This window comes from Blastococcus sp. PRF04-17, from assembly GCF_023016265.1.
Taxonomy (GTDB): domain Bacteria; phylum Actinomycetota; class Actinomycetes; order Mycobacteriales; family Geodermatophilaceae; genus Blastococcus_B.
The window spans coordinates 1,931,391-1,946,983 of sequence record NZ_CP095412.1 but is presented as its reverse complement, the minus strand read 5'-3'; the positions used below and the strand labels follow the sequence as shown (position 1 = coordinate 1,946,983).

Annotated in this window: 17 protein-coding genes; 15 read left to right on the top strand and 2 right to left on the bottom strand. The window is 71.5% G+C overall.

The features are described from left to right. The first annotated feature begins 40 nt into the window (after positions 1-40). The 11 genes from MVA48_RS09935 to MVA48_RS09885 all read left to right on the top strand — a co-directional run bounded on the left by MVA48_RS09935 (position 41) and on the right by MVA48_RS09885 (position 10,358). A complete protein-coding gene (locus MVA48_RS09935; protein ID WP_246988370.1) occupies positions 41-1,189 on the top strand; it encodes an acetyl-CoA C-acyltransferase in 1,149 nt (382 codons plus the stop codon). Between the two features lie 81 nt (positions 1,190-1,270). Further along, positions 1,271-2,545 (top strand): cytochrome P450, encoded by a 1,275-nt coding sequence (locus MVA48_RS09930; RefSeq protein WP_246988367.1) that lies wholly within the window; start codon positions 1,271-1,273, stop codon positions 2,543-2,545. Between the two features lie 25 nt (positions 2,546-2,570). After that, positions 2,571-3,578, top strand: a complete 1,008-nt coding sequence (locus tag MVA48_RS09925; RefSeq protein WP_246988365.1) for an LLM class flavin-dependent oxidoreductase — start codon at positions 2,571-2,573, stop codon at positions 3,576-3,578. Between the two features lie 67 nt (positions 3,579-3,645). Beyond that, entirely contained in the window at positions 3,646-4,413 is a 768-nt protein-coding gene (locus MVA48_RS09920; RefSeq protein ID WP_246988363.1) for a FadR/GntR family transcriptional regulator, read from the top strand. 82 nt (positions 4,414-4,495) lie between these two features. Beyond that, positions 4,496-5,695, top strand: a complete 1,200-nt coding sequence (locus tag MVA48_RS09915) for an acyl-CoA dehydrogenase family protein (RefSeq protein ID WP_246988361.1) — start codon at positions 4,496-4,498, stop codon at positions 5,693-5,695. Positions 5,696-5,760: 65 nt separating this feature from the next. Further along, positions 5,761-7,128, top strand: coding sequence for an acyclic terpene utilization AtuA family protein (locus tag MVA48_RS09910; protein WP_246988359.1), 1,368 nt, complete (start codon positions 5,761-5,763; stop codon positions 7,126-7,128). Between the two features lie 4 nt (positions 7,129-7,132). Then, entirely contained in the window at positions 7,133-7,456 is a 324-nt protein-coding gene (locus tag MVA48_RS09905; RefSeq protein ID WP_246988356.1) for an AtuA-related protein, read from the top strand. Further along, positions 7,449-8,234, top strand: coding sequence for an enoyl-CoA hydratase/isomerase family protein (locus MVA48_RS09900; RefSeq protein ID WP_246988354.1), 786 nt, complete (start codon positions 7,449-7,451; stop codon positions 8,232-8,234). Before MVA48_RS09905 ends, MVA48_RS09900 begins: the two co-directional genes overlap by 8 nt. Positions 8,235-8,250: 16 nt before the next feature. Then, positions 8,251-9,648: an FAD-dependent oxidoreductase gene (locus MVA48_RS09895; RefSeq protein ID WP_371821235.1), complete on the top strand. Its 1,398-nt coding sequence runs from the start codon at positions 8,251-8,253 to the stop codon at positions 9,646-9,648. Then, on the top strand, positions 9,609-9,896 hold the full coding sequence (locus MVA48_RS09890; protein WP_246988350.1) for an FAD-binding protein: 288 nt from the start codon (positions 9,609-9,611) through the stop codon (positions 9,894-9,896). Before MVA48_RS09895 ends, MVA48_RS09890 begins: the two co-directional genes overlap by 40 nt. Before the next feature lie 108 nt (positions 9,897-10,004). After that, positions 10,005-10,358, top strand: a complete 354-nt coding sequence (locus MVA48_RS09885) for a hypothetical protein (RefSeq protein ID WP_246988348.1) — start codon at positions 10,005-10,007, stop codon at positions 10,356-10,358. A gap of 7 nt (positions 10,359-10,365) precedes the next feature. On the opposite strand, the gene MVA48_RS09880 is transcribed toward MVA48_RS09885, so the two are convergent. Then, positions 10,366-10,716 carry an STAS domain-containing protein gene (locus MVA48_RS09880; protein WP_246988339.1) on the bottom strand — a complete coding sequence of 117 codons (351 nt, stop codon included), beginning with the start codon at positions 10,714-10,716 and terminating at the stop codon, positions 10,366-10,368. A gap of 402 nt (positions 10,717-11,118) precedes the next feature. Here MVA48_RS09880 and MVA48_RS23755 point away from each other — a divergent pair, with 402 nt between their 5' ends. The 4 genes from MVA48_RS23755 to MVA48_RS09855 all read left to right on the top strand — a co-directional run bounded on the left by MVA48_RS23755 (position 11,119) and on the right by MVA48_RS09855 (position 15,026). After that, complete coding sequence (locus tag MVA48_RS23755; RefSeq protein WP_305852305.1) at positions 11,119-12,375, top strand: flagellin N-terminal helical domain-containing protein; 1,257 nt, start codon at positions 11,119-11,121, stop codon at positions 12,373-12,375. Between the two features lie 162 nt (positions 12,376-12,537). Further along, the gene (locus MVA48_RS09865; protein ID WP_246988337.1) at positions 12,538-12,843 is read left to right on the top strand and encodes a hypothetical protein; all 306 of its coding nucleotides are present in this window, start codon (positions 12,538-12,540) and stop codon (positions 12,841-12,843) included. Positions 12,844-12,918: 75 nt separating this feature from the next. Continuing rightward, the gene (locus MVA48_RS09860; protein ID WP_246988334.1) at positions 12,919-14,367 is read left to right on the top strand and encodes a sensor histidine kinase; all 1,449 of its coding nucleotides are present in this window, start codon (positions 12,919-12,921) and stop codon (positions 14,365-14,367) included. After that, positions 14,364-15,026, top strand: coding sequence for a response regulator transcription factor (locus MVA48_RS09855; RefSeq protein WP_246988332.1), 663 nt, complete (start codon positions 14,364-14,366; stop codon positions 15,024-15,026). Before MVA48_RS09860 ends, MVA48_RS09855 begins: the two co-directional genes overlap by 4 nt. A 65-nt stretch (positions 15,027-15,091) precedes the next feature. Here the strand turns inward: MVA48_RS09855 and MVA48_RS09850 are convergent, their stop codons facing one another. Next, a complete protein-coding gene (locus tag MVA48_RS09850) occupies positions 15,092-15,508 on the bottom strand; it encodes a hypothetical protein (protein ID WP_246988330.1) in 417 nt (138 codons plus the stop codon). Positions 15,509-15,593 lie beyond the last annotated feature (85 nt).

The following is a 15,593-nucleotide window of genomic DNA, read 5'->3' as shown; positions in this document are numbered from 1 at the left end:
ATATCTTTAGCCGACTTTGTTCCGGGCGGAGGTAGGGGTCATGGCTGACGCGTTCGTGGTGGGGGCCGTGCGGTCCCCGGTCAGGAAGCGGAACGGCGGGTTGTCGGGGGTGCACCCGGCCGATCTGGGGGCGCATGTGCTGCGGGCGCTGGTCGAGCGGGCCGGGGTGGACCCCGGCGAGGTCGACGACGTGCTGTGGGGCTGCGTCGGGCAGATGGGGCCGCAGGCGTCCAACATCGGGCGCACCACGGTGCTCTCGGCCGGCTTCCCGGAGTCGGTGCCGGCGGTGACGATCGACCGGCAGTGCGGCTCGTCGCAGCAGGCGCTGCACTTCGCCGCGCAGGCGGTGCTGGCCGGCGTGAGCGACCTGGTCGTGGCCGGTGGGGTCGAGGTGATGAGCCAGGTGCCGATCGGCTCGCCGACGACGGTCGGGCTCGAGCACGGCATGGCCCACCCGCGCGGCGGGCAGGGGTGGGCGGACCGGTACGGGGATCAGGAGATCTCGCAGTTCCGCGGCGCGGAGCTGATCGCGCAGCGGTGGGACATCTCCCGCGAGGAGATGGAGGCCTACGCGCTGCGGAGCCACGCCCGGGCGCTGGCCGCGATCGACGGCGGGCTGTTCGCCGAGGAGATCGCCCCGGTCGGTGACCTGGTGCACGACGAGGGTCCGCGCCGGGGGACGACGCCGGAGAAGCTGGCGTCGCTGAACACCCTGCGCGAGGGCGGGCGGCTCACCGCCGCGCTCGCCAGTCAGGTGTCCGACGGCGCCGCGGCGCTGCTGGTCGCCTCCGGGGCGGCGGTGCGCCGGCTGAACCTCACGCCGATCGCGCGGGTGCACACCATGGTGGTCACCGGCTCGGATCCGGTGCTCATGCTCACCGGGCCGATCCCGGCGACCGAGCTGCTGCTCAAGCGCTCGGGGGTGGCGCTGGCCGACATCGGCGCGTTCGAGGTCAACGAGGCCTTCGCCAGCGTGCCGCTGGCCTGGCTCAAGGACACCGGCGCCGACCCCGAGCGCACCAACCCGCAGGGCGGGGCGATCGCGCTGGGGCACCCGCTGGGCGGCACCGGCGCCCGGCTGGCGACGACGCTGCTGCACCGGATGCGCCGCGAGGGCCTGCGCTACGGCCTGCAGACCATGTGCGAGGGCGGCGGCATGGCCAACGCCACGCTCTTCGAACTCGCATGAACGCCAGCACCGCCCGTCACGAGCTCGCTGCAGGAACAGCCGTTCCTGATCCCGGCCGGTTCTCGCAGGAGGGAGACCACCATGTCGCTCACCGCTGCTGACCCCTCGGTCCGCGACGAGGAGATCACCGCGTTCTTCGCTGCCGATCCGGCGACGATCGCCTGGCCGTATCCGATGTATCAGCGGTGGCGGCAGGGGTCGGGGGTGGTGCGCTGGCACGGTGGGCCGGCGACGCTGATCACCCGGTATGCCGACGTCAAGGACGTGATGGCCGGGAAGTACCCGATCCGGCAGAACGCCTACCGGTTCGGTGAGCTGGCCGAGGGCACGATCAGCCGGCTGCCGGTCGAGCAGCACGAGGTGTTCTTCAAGGTGCTGGACTTCGAGAGCCATTTCCTGTCCCGCAAGGAGGGTCAGGAGCACCAGCGGCTGCGGCGGATCGCGGCGCGGGCGTTCACCGCGCGGCGGATGGAGTTGCTGCGGGAGTCGGTGCAGGCCCATGTCGATGACCTGATCGCCGAGATGGTCGCCCAGCCGCAGCCGGACATCAAGAAGCACCTGGCCAACAAGCTGCCGGTGCGGGTGATCGTGGACCTGATCGGGGTGCCGCAGTCCGACCGCGAGCTGATCTGGGAGTGGTCGGAGGCGGTGGGGCGGCTGTTCTCCCTGGATGAGAAGTCGCTGCGCGAGGCCGACGAGGCCATCGACGCCTTCCGCGAGTACGTCGGGCAGACCGTGGAGCGGGTGCGGCGGACCGGGGAGGGCCCGGAGCTGGCCAAGCTGATGCTCGACTCCCGGGAGGAGGAGGTGATGACCGAGGACGAGCTGGTCGCGATGTACCTGCTCATCCTCTTCGGCGGCAGCGAGACCACCACCAACCTGCTGGGCAACGGCTTCCTCGCCCTGCAGACCCACCGCGACCAGTGGGACCTGCTGCGCGAGCACCCCGACCTGGTGGCCGGGGCGATGGACGAGCTGATGCGGTATGACTCCCCGCACCACTACCTGCCCCGGGTCGTGGCCGAGGACTTCGAGCTGCACGGCACCCGGTTCACCGCCGGGCAGACCGCGATCATCGTGATGGGCGCGGCCAACCGGGACGAGGCCAAGTTCGACGACCCCGACCGGCTCGACGTCACCCGCGCCAACAAGCGCGAGCACCTGTCGCTGGCCTTCGGGGCGCACCACTGCCTGGGTGCGGCACTCGCCCGCCTGGAAGGCGACGTCGTGTTCTCCACCCTGCTGCGCCGCTTCCCCGACGCCCGCCTCCTCGACGACCAGCCCGCCTACGCCGGCAGCGCCATGCTGCGGGCCATCCAGTCCCTGCCCACCGACCTCGGCACCCCGGCCCGATGAACCCCGCCAGAAAACCTGGAGAGTCATGAAGTTCGGCATCCTGCTCACGTCGGTGTACGACGCCAGTGTCGACGCCCGGGTGCAGCGCCGGCAGCACGAGGAGCTGGTGCGCACCGCCGAGGAGCTCGGCTTCGAGCTGATGGTGTGCGGGCAGCACTTCCTGGGCTCGGAGCTGCGCTACTTCCAGCCGGTGCCGTGGCTGACCCACATGGCCCAGGTGGCGCCGTCGATGCAGGTCGCGACCGGGATCATCCTGCTGTCGATGGTCAATCCGGTCGACATCGCCGAGCAGATGGCCACCCTCGACGTGCTCACCGACGGCCGGGCGACCTTCGGGGTGGGGCTGGGCTACAGCGGGCACGAGTTCGACGCGTTCGGGGTGGAGCCGGGCACCCGGGTGGCCCGGTTCGAGGAGTCCCTGGAGCTGGTGAAGGCGCTGTGGAGCGGGGAGAAGGTCGACTTCGCCGGCCGCTTCCACAGCGTGCACGGCGCCCAGCCCTCGGTGCGCCCGCTGCAGGCCGGCGGGCTGCCGGTGTGGATCGGCGGGCAGGCCGCCGGCGCGGTGAAGCGGGCCGCGCGGATGGGCGATGCCTGGTACGCCCCGCCCTTCCCCTCCCACGCCGAGCTCGCGCAGCTGCGGAAGCTGTTCCTCGACACCCGCGACGAGCACGGGCTGGCCACCGGCGGGGACTTCCCGCTGCGCCGTGAGCTGCTCATCGCCCCGTCCCGGGAGGCGGGCATGGAGGCGGCACTGGACCGCTACCGCGCCCGCTACGAGACGTACAAGAAGTGGGGCCTGTCGGGGGAGAACACCCCGGTCGGTGACGGGTCGGAGCTGCGGGCGAACATCGAGGAGCAGTTCATCCTCGGGACCGCGCAGGACTGCGCCGCCGAGCTGGCCCGGCTGCGCGACGAGCTCGGCATGACCCACTTCGTGTTCAAGCCCCACTGGCCCGGCCTGCCGCACCGCGAGGCCATGGCCCAGCTGGAGGAATTCGGTACCCAGGTGCTCCCGGGGCTCCGTCATGCCTGAGCTGGGTCATGGCGTCAGAGCCCCTCGATCGGCAGAACTCATGCACAGAGCAAATACGCTGGAAAGCATGTCTACCCCTGCAGATGCACGCCCCACCGGTCCGCGCCCGCGCACGATCAGACGCGGCGCCAAGGTGGCGGAAGCTCTGGCATTGGAAATCGTCAACAGAATTGTCTCGGAGAACCTCCGGCCCGGCACTCTGCTTCCTCCCGAAGCGCAGATGGTCGAGGAGTACGGCGTCGGCCGCAGTTCGCTGCGCGAGGCGCTGCATGTTCTCGAAGTGCATGGCGTCATCACAATGAAGCACGGCCGAAATGGCGGCCCGATGGTCATCGAAGTGGGAACTCGCGACTACGGGCGGATGTCCACGCTGTTCTTCCACCTGCGAGGCATCACGTTCGCGGAGCTGATCGACGCCCGACTGGTCCTGGAGCCGGTCATGGCACGTCTCGCGGCACAGCGGCGGGCGACGGAACTCATCGGCACCCTCCCGGATCCCACGTCCACGGAGGTGGCGGACGACGCCGCGTACCTCGAGGCGTCGGCGCCGTTCCACCGGGCTGTCGCCTCCATGTCCGGAAATCCGCTGCTCGATCTCTACAGCGTCTCCCTCGAGGACATCTTCCTCGAGCACGTGGGCGAGGCGCTCTCTCCGCCGGAGAAGCGTGAACACGTTCTCGAGGTCCACCGGGCCATCGCCGACGCCATTGCTTCCGGCGACGCCGATGTCGCCGAGCGGACCATGCGTGACCACATGCAGGAGTACGCGAACTGGGTGCGTGACAGACATCCGGAATTGATGCCGCGGGTGATCAATTGGTGGCAGGTCGGTTGATCGCGGTCTCGCTCCGATTCAGAACCGTATTCGCAGTAACTATCTAATTCCTGTTCCGCTCCGTGCGGCAGAAGGAGGCGACATGATCCAGGCTACGGCCGTTCCCGGTGAGGTCCTGGCTGCTGAGCTGGGCGCACTGGTCCGCGACTGGGGGCTGCGCGAGGTGCGCCCGCGGGTGCGGCAGCTGGAGGAGCAGGGGGACTTCCCCCGCGAGCTGTACGCGCAGATGGGCGAGATGGGGCTGTTCGGGTGCGTGTTCCCGGAGCGGCTGGGCGGCAACGGGGCCGGCTTCCGGGCGCTGGCCAAGGTGGCGGAGAACCTCGCGTGGGTCTATCCGCCGTTGTCGGCGCCGATGAACCTGCAGGCGGCCACGGTGCCCCTGACGATCGCCAACTGGGGCGGCCCCGAGCTGGTCGAGCGCTACGTGCCGGGTCTGGTGACGGCGGAGCTGCTCGGCTGCAACGCGATGACCGAGCCCGACGGAGGGTCGGACTTCCTGGGGGCGATGCGCACCCGGGCGGTCCGTGACGGCGACGACTACGTGATCAACGGCGCCAAGATGTGGATCACCAACGCCAACGTCGCCGACGTCGCGGTCGTCTACGCCAAGACCGACCCGGCCGCCGGGCACAAGGGCGTGACGGCGTTCCTGGTGGAGACCTCGACGCCGGGGTTCCAGACGACCCGGGTGCCGTGCCGCGTGCTCGGGAAGCTCATGCCGACGAACTCGGTGACCCTCACCGACGTCCGGGTGCCGGCCAGCCACGTCCTCGGCGCCGAGGGACAGGGGTTCGCCGTCGCGATGAACGCGATGGACTACGGCCGGCTGTCGGTGGCCGCGCGGTCGGTGGGTCTGGCGCAGGCGTGCCTGGACGCGGCGCTGGAGTACGCCGACCAGCGGGTTGCCTTCGGTCAGAAGATCGGCGAGTTCCAGATGGTGAAGAAGCAGCTGGCCGACATGACCGTCGAGGTGGCCGCAGCCCGCGCGCTGGTCGACGCGGCGGCCGCCGGTTACGACAGCGGCACGGTGGCGACCCGGGAGAGCTCGATCGCCAAGTACTACGCCGGCGAGGTGTGCAACCGGGCCGCGCAGGCCTGCGCGGAGATCTTCGGCGGCGCGGCGTTCAGCGACGAGCTGCCGGTCAGCATCTACCTGAACTACGCCAAGTTGTGGCAGACGGGGGAGGGCTCGGCGAACATCCAGGCCGTCCTGATCGCCGACGACGCGCTGGGCTGGAAGGACATGGACCGCCACCGCACGCCGCTGCCCGTAATGGTCTGAGCCGCAGCGGCCGCACGCGCACGGACGAACCTCCTTCTCGGCACGACCACGATCCTGGAGAGAGCATGAGTGGAAAGACGGTCCGGCTCGGCGCCGGGATGGCGTTCTGGGGTGACCGGGTGCAGCCGGCGGCGGAGATGATCGAGCGGGCGGACATCGATTACCTGTGTTGTGACCATCTGGCCGAGTTGACGATGTCGATCCTGGCCAAGCAGCGGGCCAAGAACCCGGAGGCCGGCTACACCCGTGACCTCATCGACCTGCTGCGCGGCGCGTTGCCGGTGGCGGTCCGCAAGGGCGTGAAGATCATCAGCAACGCGGGTGGGGCGAATCCGCGGGCGGCCGGGGAGCGGGTGCTGGAGCTGTGCAAGGAGCTGGGCCTGTCCGGTGTGCGGGTGGCGGTGGTGACCGGGGATGACATCGAGGGCGACATCGACCGGCTGATGGACGACGGCGTCAGCTTCACGAATCTGGACACCGGCGCGGAGCTGGTGACGGTGCGGGAGCGGCTGACCCACGCCGCGGTCTACACCGGCAGCGAGGGGATCGTGGAGGCGCTGCGGCTGGGCGCCGACGTCGTCATCTGCGGCCGGGTGACCGACATCGCCCTGTACCTGGGGCCGTTGATCCACGAGTTCGGCTGGGCTTCCGACGACTGGCAACGGCTGGGCATGGCGACGGTGGTGGCGCACGCGATCGAGTGCGGCGGGCAGGCGACCGGCGGGCTGTACGCGGCGGACTGGCAGGGCGTGGATGGGCTGGAGGACCTGGGTTATCCGATCGCCGAGGTGCGCGAGGACGGCACCGCGGTGCTGACCAAGACCCCGGGCACCGGTGGGCGGGTGGACATCGGCACGGTCAGCGAGCAGCTGGTCTACGAGATCCTGGACCCGGGCAATTATCTGACCGCCGACGTGACCGCCGACTTCACCCAGGTGCGGTTGGAGGAGGTGGGGCCGGACCGGGTGCTGATCACCGGCGGCACGGGCAAGCCCCGCCCGGACACGCTGAAGGTGAACATGGGCTACCGGGCGGGGTTCGTGGGGGAGATCGTGTTCACCTACAGCTGGCCCGACGCCCCGGCCAAGGCCCGGCGGGGCATCGAGTTCCTGAAGAACCGGCTGGCCGCGGCGGACTTCCGGTGCAGCGCGGAGATCGTGGAGTACCTGGGGCACACGTCGATGTTTCAGGGCCGGGTGCCTCCGCCGACGGATCCGGAGCTGCCCGAGGTCGTGGTGCGCTACGCCGCCCGCTGCCCGGACGCCGAGCAGGCGCGCAAGGTGTTCACCGAGAGCGTGCCGCTGTACAACAACGGCCCGGCCGGTGTCGCGGGGGTGGGCACGCGGCCGCCGCTGAAGGAGCTGTACGCGATCTGGTCGTGCCTGATCCCCCGGGAGCACGTGTCCCAGTCCGTCGAGCTGCTGGAGGTCTGAAGCGATGCGCGTGGTCGATCTCGCCCACGGGCGGTCGGGGGACAAGGGCGACATCTGCAACGTGGGGCTGGTCGCCTACGACGACGCCGGCTACCAGATCCTGCTGCGGGAGGTGACCGAGCAGCGGGTGGCCGAGCACTACGGCGACCTGGTGACGGGCACCGTGACCCGGTATGAGCTGCCCGGCATCCGGTCGCTGAACTTCGTGCTCACCGGCGCCCTGGACGGCGGCGGCACGATGAGCCTGCGCAGCGATCACCTGGGCAAGGTGATGTACGCCTGGCTGCTGCGCATGGAGATCGGGGACGGAGCGATCGCGGATGACTGATCCGGTCGTCAGCTCGCGGCGGGGGCCGCTGGCGGTGCTCACCCTGAACCGGCCCGAGGAGCGCAACCCGCTGGACCGGGACATGTCGGCCGCGCTGCTGGCGGCCATGGCCGCCGCGATGGCCGACGACGAGGTGCGGGCGGTGGCGATCGCGGCGAACGGTCCGGCGTTCTGCGCCGGCGGCGACCTGCGGCAGATGAAACAGCTGCGGCAGATGCCCGCCGAGCAGGCCTACGCCTGGCCCGAGGACATCGTCGCCCTGCACAAGGCCGCCCTCGACGCCCCGAAGCCGATGATCGCGCTGGTCGACGGCCCGGCCTACGCCGGCGGCATGGGCCTGGCCGGCATGTGCGACATTCTCCTGGCCACCGACCGGGCGCGGTTCGCGATGCCCGAGATCCGCACCGGCCTGTTCCCGATGATCATCGTGGCCCACCTGGCCCGGGCGGTGCCCCGCAAGCTGCTGCTCGACCTGATGCTCACCGGCCGGCCGCTCGACGCCGCCGAGGCGCACCGCGCCGGGTTCGTCAACCGGGTCTGCGACGGCACCGACGGGCTGTGGGCCGCCGCCGAGGAGTACGCCGGCTGGTTCGCCCACACCAGCCCGCTCGCGGCGCGGCTGGGCCGCCGCGCGTTCACGCTGCTCGCCGATCTGCCGGCGAACCAGGCCCTGGACGCCGCCCAGTTCCTCAACCTGACCTTCTTCCTCGGCAGCGACCTCGCCGAGGGAGCGACCGCGTTCCTGGAGAAGCGGCCCCCCGCCTGGGTCCACCGGTGACCGACGACGACGGTGGCTGGGACGGCTGGGACGCCGTTGCCGACGTCGTCGTGGTCGGCTCGGGCGTCGCGCCTTCGCCGCGGCGATCGCCGCCGCGCGGCGGGGATCGGAGGTGCTGCTGCTCGAGCGCGCGAACCGCCTGGGCGGCACCACGGCCAAGTCCAGCGCCACCATGTGGATCCCGAACAACCCGCTGATGCGGGCAGCGGGGCTCCGCGACGACCGGGCCGCGGCCCTTCGCTACATGGCCAGGGTGGCCTACCCGGCGGAGTACCACCCGGCGTCCTCCACCCTGGGGCTGTCGCCCCTGCGCTACCAGCTGCTCGAAGCGCTGTACGACCACGGCTCGGAGGCCTTCGCGGAACTCGACGAGGCCGGCGCCATCCCGTACGACCCCGACTGCATGCCGGGCTTCCCCGACTACCACTCCGACTTCGCGGAGGACGAGGCGCCGGTCGGGCGGTCGATCCGGATGTGGCTCCCCGCGGACTACCGCTTCGGGGTCGACGCGACCGGTGGCCAGCGCCTCGTCGAGGCGATGCAGGCGACCGCCGAGAAGCTCGGGGTCAGCATCCGGACGAACACCCGGGTCGTGCAGGTCGTGCGGGACGACGAGGACGTCGTCGTCGGCGTCGAGGCGCGCGTCCGCACCACCACGGACGTCTTCGGTGCCCGACAGGGGGTCGTGTTCGCCACCGGCGGCTTCCTCCACGACCCGGAGATGGCCGCGGCGTTCCTGCGCGGCCCGGTGTTCGGCGGCGCGGCCGCCGAGGAGGCGACCGGTGACTTCGTCAGGATCGCCTCGGGGCTCGGCGCCCGGCTCGGCAACATGGGACACGCGTGGTGGGACGAGGTCGTGCTCGAGGCCGCGCTCCGCACACGGTCGACGCTCAGGGACGCGGTCTACCTCTTCGGCGACAGCATGATGGTCGTCAACCGGCACGGCAGACGCGTCATGAACGAGAAGATGCCCTACAACGAGCGGGGGCAGGTCCACTTCCACTGGGACGCCGACTCGCGCCGGTACACCAACCTCCTGCTCTTCCTCGTGTTCGACGAGGCGACCGCGCGGGACACGCGGCCGAGCCGGCACCGGTACCCCCTTCCGCTCGGGGAGGACAGAGAGGTCGACGTGATCTCCGGCGACACGTGGGCCCAGCTGACCGACCGGCTGCGCGACCGGCTGGCGGACCTGGCGCCGCACACCGGGGGATTCACCCTCGCGGGCGACTTCGAGGAGGGCCTGCGCGCGCAGGTCACCCGGTTCGGGGAGCTGGCGGCGACCGGCGTGGACCTGGACCACGGCCGGGGGAGACGCGCATCGAGAAGGAGTGGGCCACCCGACCCCGGTACGCGGGTCAGCCGAACCCGACGATGCACGCCTTCGCCGAGCAGGGCCCGTACCACTGCCTGATCCTCGGGGGCGGGGCGCTCGACACCAAGGGCGGTCCGGTCGTCGACCCCCGCGGTCGCGTCCTCGGGTACGACGGCGAGGCCATCCCGGGCGTCTACGGCGCCGGCAACTGCATCTCGGCGCCGACCGGGCAGGGGTACCACGGCCCGGGTGGAACGGTCGGTCCGGCGCTGACCTTCGGCTGGCTGGCGGGCGTGGCCGTCGCCGCCCGGGCACGGCGCATGCCCTCCTTCACCACGACCGGCTGACGGCGAGCGGCGCGGGACCGAACTCCCTCTCCCGGGGGACTCAAGCCCCGCCGTCGATCTGCCGATGGGCGGGAGAGGGGAAGACACATCTCGGGGGAAGGGGACGACGTGAAGCTGGCGTGCAGGACGGCGACGCCCGCCTCGGACCTCGAGGTGATGGCCGAAGTGGTCAACCTGCTCGACCGGCGGGCTGCGATGAAGCACCCGCCGTTGACCCTGGTCGTCTCCGACCCGGTGGCGCTCGGGATCGCGGGGATCTTCGCCAGCCGCACCCCCGGTGGCAAGGTCCTCGACCGCTTCTACCGCAAGGGTGTCGTCGACAGCGACGAGCTGATCGAGGCCGCCCAGATCGAGCAGGCGCACACCTCGCCGGAGGGGCACGCGGCCCTGTACTGCCTCATCGGCTGGGTGCGCGCGCGCGTGCACGCCGCCCGGACCGCGGAGCCCGTCGCCGGCGCGTAGCCGCGCGTCAGTCGTGCGGGCCTGCCGGGTCGATCCCGACCAGCGGCAGCAGGCGCCGGAGGCAGCCGCCCGGGCGCTCGACGACGAGGACACGGCCGGCGCGCTGTGCCCGCTGCTGCGCACGGACCAGCGCCCGGAGTCCCTCCGCGTCGCAGAAGCGGACCGCCGAGACGTCCACCGACCACCGGGGTGACGCGGTGTGGACCAGGACCCCGATCGCCTCGTCGAGGCGGTGGGCGGCCTCCCGGTCCAGCTCGCCGTGCAGGCTGACGCGGGCCTTCGCGACGTCGATCGACAGCAGGAACGGCGGCGGCCCGGGTTCGGCCGGCCAGCGGGTGAGGTCGAGATGTGCGGTCATGGGCTGATCCCGGAAACCGGTCCGGCCCGCGAGGGTCCGGACGTCGCTCGCGCGCGCGAGCGGGCGGTGTCGGGCCGGACCTTCGACCCGTCGTCGACCCTAGACGCTCCGGGGGTGTCGCAACAGGTGTCGCACTGCCCTCCGCGACGCGGCCGCGCCTCGTCCAGAACTGCCGAGGGGTCGCGGCGGAAGATTTTCCGGCGACGGCAGATACCTGTGCGGAGACGGAATCGGCAGGTCAGGGCGCGACTGTGACCGTCGACGACAGCGCCAGTCACACGCGTCCCAGAAAACTCAGAGGACTCAGCTCAACTCTCACAGGGGACCCGCCGTAACCCCCTGCAGCAAGGCCCCGGTTGCACGGAAGCAGCCGGGCGAACAACCCCCTCAAGGAGGAACACCGTGGGTCTGCGCGTCAACAACAACATCGCGGCGATGAACGCCTACCGCAATCTGTCCGTCACCGACGGCCAGATGAGCAAGAGCCTGGAGAAGCTCTCCTCCGGGTTCCGCATCAACCGGGCCGCCGACGACGCGGCCGGGCTGGCGATCTCGGAGGGTCTGCGGTCGCAGATCGGTGGCCTGAAGGTCGCCGTTCGCAACACCCAGGACGGCATCTCGGTCGTGCAGACCGCTGAGGGTGCGCTCACCGAGACGCACAGCATCCTGCAGCGCATGCGCGACCTGTCGGTCCAGGCCAGCAACGCCGGCGGCGTCAACGACGACGCCAAGAACGCCATCCAGTCGGAGCTGGGCCAGCTCAAGTCCGAGCTGAACCGGATCAACGCCACGACGACGTTCAACGGCAAGAAGCTCCTGGACGGCAGCTTCCAGTCCCTCTTCCAGGTCGGCGCCAACGCCGGGGAGACCATCACGGTCAGCATCGGCTCGCCCGGCATCGGCATGGACGCCGCCGGCCTGGGTGTCTCCGGGGTCAACGTGACCGGTGTGGGTGCGTTCACCAACGGCGCCGCCGCGGCCGGCCGGGTCACCACGACCAACGCCGGTGCGGCCGCGGCCGGCTCGCTGCTGTTCACCGAGCTCGCCGCCGGCGATGACTACCTCGACGCCACCGGCGCCGTGGCCGTCGCCTCGTTCGAGAAGCTCGACGGCACCATCAACTTCGGTGGCAAGAGCTTCGACCTCAGCTCGGTGGACTACAGCACCGCCACCACCGGTGCCCAGGCCCGCACCCTGCTGAACAACGCCGCCCAGGCCGCCCTGGGCCTGACCACCGGCCCGTTCGCCGCCGGTACGGCCACCACCATCACCTTCAGCGTCACCGAGGCCGTCGCCGGCTTCACCGGCGCCAACGGTTACGCGCTGGGCACCTCCGCCCAGCAGATCGCCTCGGCGACCCCGACCTTCACCGCCGCCAGCGGTGCCACCGCGGCGATCACCGCCCTCGACGCCGCGATCAAGAAGGTGTCGACCCAGCGGGCCGATCTGGGTGCCATCCAGAACCGGTTCGACCACACCATCAACAACCTCAACGTCGCGGTGGAGAACCTGACCGCCTCGGAGAGCCGCATCCGCGACGCCGACATGGCCCAGGAGATGGTCCAGTTCACCCGGAACCAGATCCTGTCCCAGGCCGGCACCGCCATGCTCGCGCAGGCCAACCAGGCCTCGCAGGGCGTCCTGTCGCTGCTCCGCTGACCTCGGTCGGCTAGGCGGCGGGGACCCGTAGTTCCTCCAGCACGACCCCGGACGAGGGGGAGGCCTTCCGGCCTCCCCCTCCTTCGTGTTTCCGGCGTGACGATGAGAGTTCTCTCATCGACTTCTCACCTGGGGCGAACCTCCGGGCGCGACCGTGGCTGGATGCGGCTGCGACCACTCCTGCTCGCGATGGCCGTCGGGGTGACCCTCGTCGTCGTCCTCGCCGGCTGGGCCGCGCTCCGGCCGGCGGCCGTCCAGCGGGAGCCGTTGCCGTCGCCGATCCGGATCACCACCCCCTCGGCTCCGGAGCCGCCGCCGACCGCTCCGGGCCCGACCGACGCAACCCCGTCCGCGCCCGCCACCGTCCCGGCGTCACCGACCGACGTCGTGCTCCCTCCGCCCGTCCCGGACGACGACGGGGACGACGACGAGGACGACGACGTTGATGGGGGCGATGACGACGACTGAGGTGACACCGAACCGGCCTCGGCGCTGGACCCCCGTGCCGCGCGCACCCGGATCATCGGCTGGGTCCTGCTCCTCGTGCTGGTCGCACTGGCCGTCGTCACGTTCGTCACCTGGCGACTCCTCGTCCGCGAGACCGACGAGCGCATGGACCTGACGCTCGAGGCAGAGGTGTTCGAGTTCCGCCAGATCGTCGAGTCCGGCATTGACCCCCGGACCGGGGAGCCGTTCGACACGGTGGCCGCCGTGCTCGAGACCGTCATCACGTACAACCTCGCCCGACCCAACGAGAAGTTCCTCGGGTACGTCGACGGCGAGTACCGCTACCAGAGCCGGATCGAGGCGCCGGTCCTGCTCAGCGAGGACCGCGACTTCACCCGTCTCGTCGGCTCGGTCACCGAGCCGGCGTCCGGCAGGTACGAGAGCGGCGCGGGGGAGGTGCGCTACCTCGCCGTCCCCGTGACGCTCGACGGTGATCCGCGCAGCGCCGTGGCCGTGGTCGCCTACTTCGCCGACCAGGAACGGGAGGCGGCCCACCACACCGCCCGCATCATGCTCGGGGTCGGCGCGCTGACCGTGCTCCTCGCGGCGGCCGGTGCCTGGGTGGTCGCCGGACGGATCCTCCGACCGGTGCGCGACGTCGCCGCCACGGCGAAGGGCATCACCGAGCGCGAGCTCTCCGGGCGCATCCCCGAGGACGGTCGCGGCGCGGACGAGCTCTCCGACCTGGTCGTGTCGGTCAACGCGATGCTCGACCGGCTGGAGAACGGCGTCGCGGCCCAGCGCCGCTTCCTCGACGACGCCGGGCACGAGCTGCGGACGCCGATCACGATCGTGCGGGGACACCTGGAGGTCCTCGACCCGTCCGATCCCAGGGACGTCCGCGAGACGGTGGCGCTCGTGGACGACGAACTGGACCGGATGAACCGGATCGTCTCGGACCTGCTGCTGCTCGCCCGCGCCGAACAGCCGCAGTTCGTCCGCCCCCAGCCGGTCGACGCCGAGGCGCTCACCAGCGAGATCTTCGACAAGGTCCGCCGGCTCGGGGACCGCTCCTGGGTCCTCGAGACCAGCGCCCGCGTCGACGCGCTGCTCGACCCGCAGCGGGTCACCCAGGCGCTCGTGGCCCTGGCCGACAACGCCGTCCGCTACACCGGGCCCGGTGACCGCATCTCCGTCGGCAGCCAGCTCGCCGGCGGGGAGCTGCGGTTCTGGATCTCCGACACGGGGCCGGGCATCCCCGCCGACGAGCGCCAGCGGGTCTTCGAGCGTTTCGCCCGCGGCACGGCCGGCGCCCGGCGCTCGGACGGCGCAGGGCTGGGGCTGTCCATCGTCCAGGCCATCGCGACGGCCCACGGCGGATCGGCGGTGCTGGACAGCGTGCCGGGCCGCGGGACCACGGTCAGCCTCGTCGTCCCCGCGCGCCTGGCACCCCCGGACGTCGCGGGGACCGACGACGACAGCGCCACCCCGGAACTGCCCACCGACGACCCGATGCCGAGCACCCCCTCTGGAGGCCGGTCATGAGCCGCGTGCTGATCGCCGAGGACGAACCCCGCATCGCCTCGTTCATCGAGAAGGGCCTGCGCGCCCACGGCTTCGCCACGGCGGTGGCCGGTGACGGCCGGAGCGCACGCGCCGCCGCGCGCAGCGGCGACTTCGACCTGATGGTGCTGGACATCGGCCTGCCCGGCATCGACGGTTTCGAGGTGCTGCGCTCCCTGCGTGCCGAGCGCTGCACCATCCCGGTGATCGTGCTGACCGCCCGCGACAGCGTCCAGGACACCGTGGCTGGTCTCGAGGGCGGCGCCGACGACTACATGCCCAAGCCGTTCCGCTTCGAGGAACTGCTCGCCCGCGTGCGGCTGCGCCTGGCGGGCAATCGGCAGGGCGAGGTCACGGTCCTCACCAGCGGCGGGCTCACGCTGGACCTGCGGACCCGACGGGCGTCCGCCGACGGTCGCACCGTCGATCTCTCCGCGCGCGAGTTCGCCCTCGCCGAGACGTTCCTGCGTCACCCCGGCCAGGTGCTGGCCCGGGAGCAGCTGCTCAGCCACGTGTGGGGCTACGACTTCGACCCCGGCTCGAACGTCGTCGACGTCTACGTCCGCTACCTGCGCAAGAAGCTCGGCGCCTCCCGCATCGAGACCGTCCGGGGCATGGGCTACCGGCTGGCCGAGGTCTGACGAGCAGCGAAACGCCCCTGACGCCCCTGACGCCGGTGGCGTCAGGGGCGTGCCGGCCGCGACGGTCAGTCGGCGGTGTCGGTGCTGGCGATGTCCGGGCTGGCGGTGTCCGGGCTGGCGATGTCCGGGCCGGCGATGTCCGGGCTGGCGGTGTCCGGGCTCGCAGTGTCCGGCGTGTCCCAGGCGCTCTCCGCCGGGGAGTCGGCCGACTCGGGGGATGCGTCGTCCGGCCCGGCGACGAAGCCGGCATCGGGGGTGTCGGTGGCGCTCTCGTTCGGTGAGTCCGCGGACTCCGGCGAGGCGTCCGCCGGGCCGACCTCCGCGGGGGCGGCGCCGTCGGCGGCCGCGACGGCCACTCCGGTCGCCGGTACGGATGCCGGGCCGTCGTCGCCGGCGGCGGCCAGGCCGACGCCGGTGGCGCCCAGGCCGGTCAGGGCGGCGCCGAAGGTCACGATCTTCCAGGTGGCGGGACGGCGGGTCATGGGGACTTCCTCTCGTCGGTCGTCGTCCGGGAACACGACCGAGGTTGCCCGTCACCGGTGAGCCGTCGAGGAGAGCCGGGTGAGG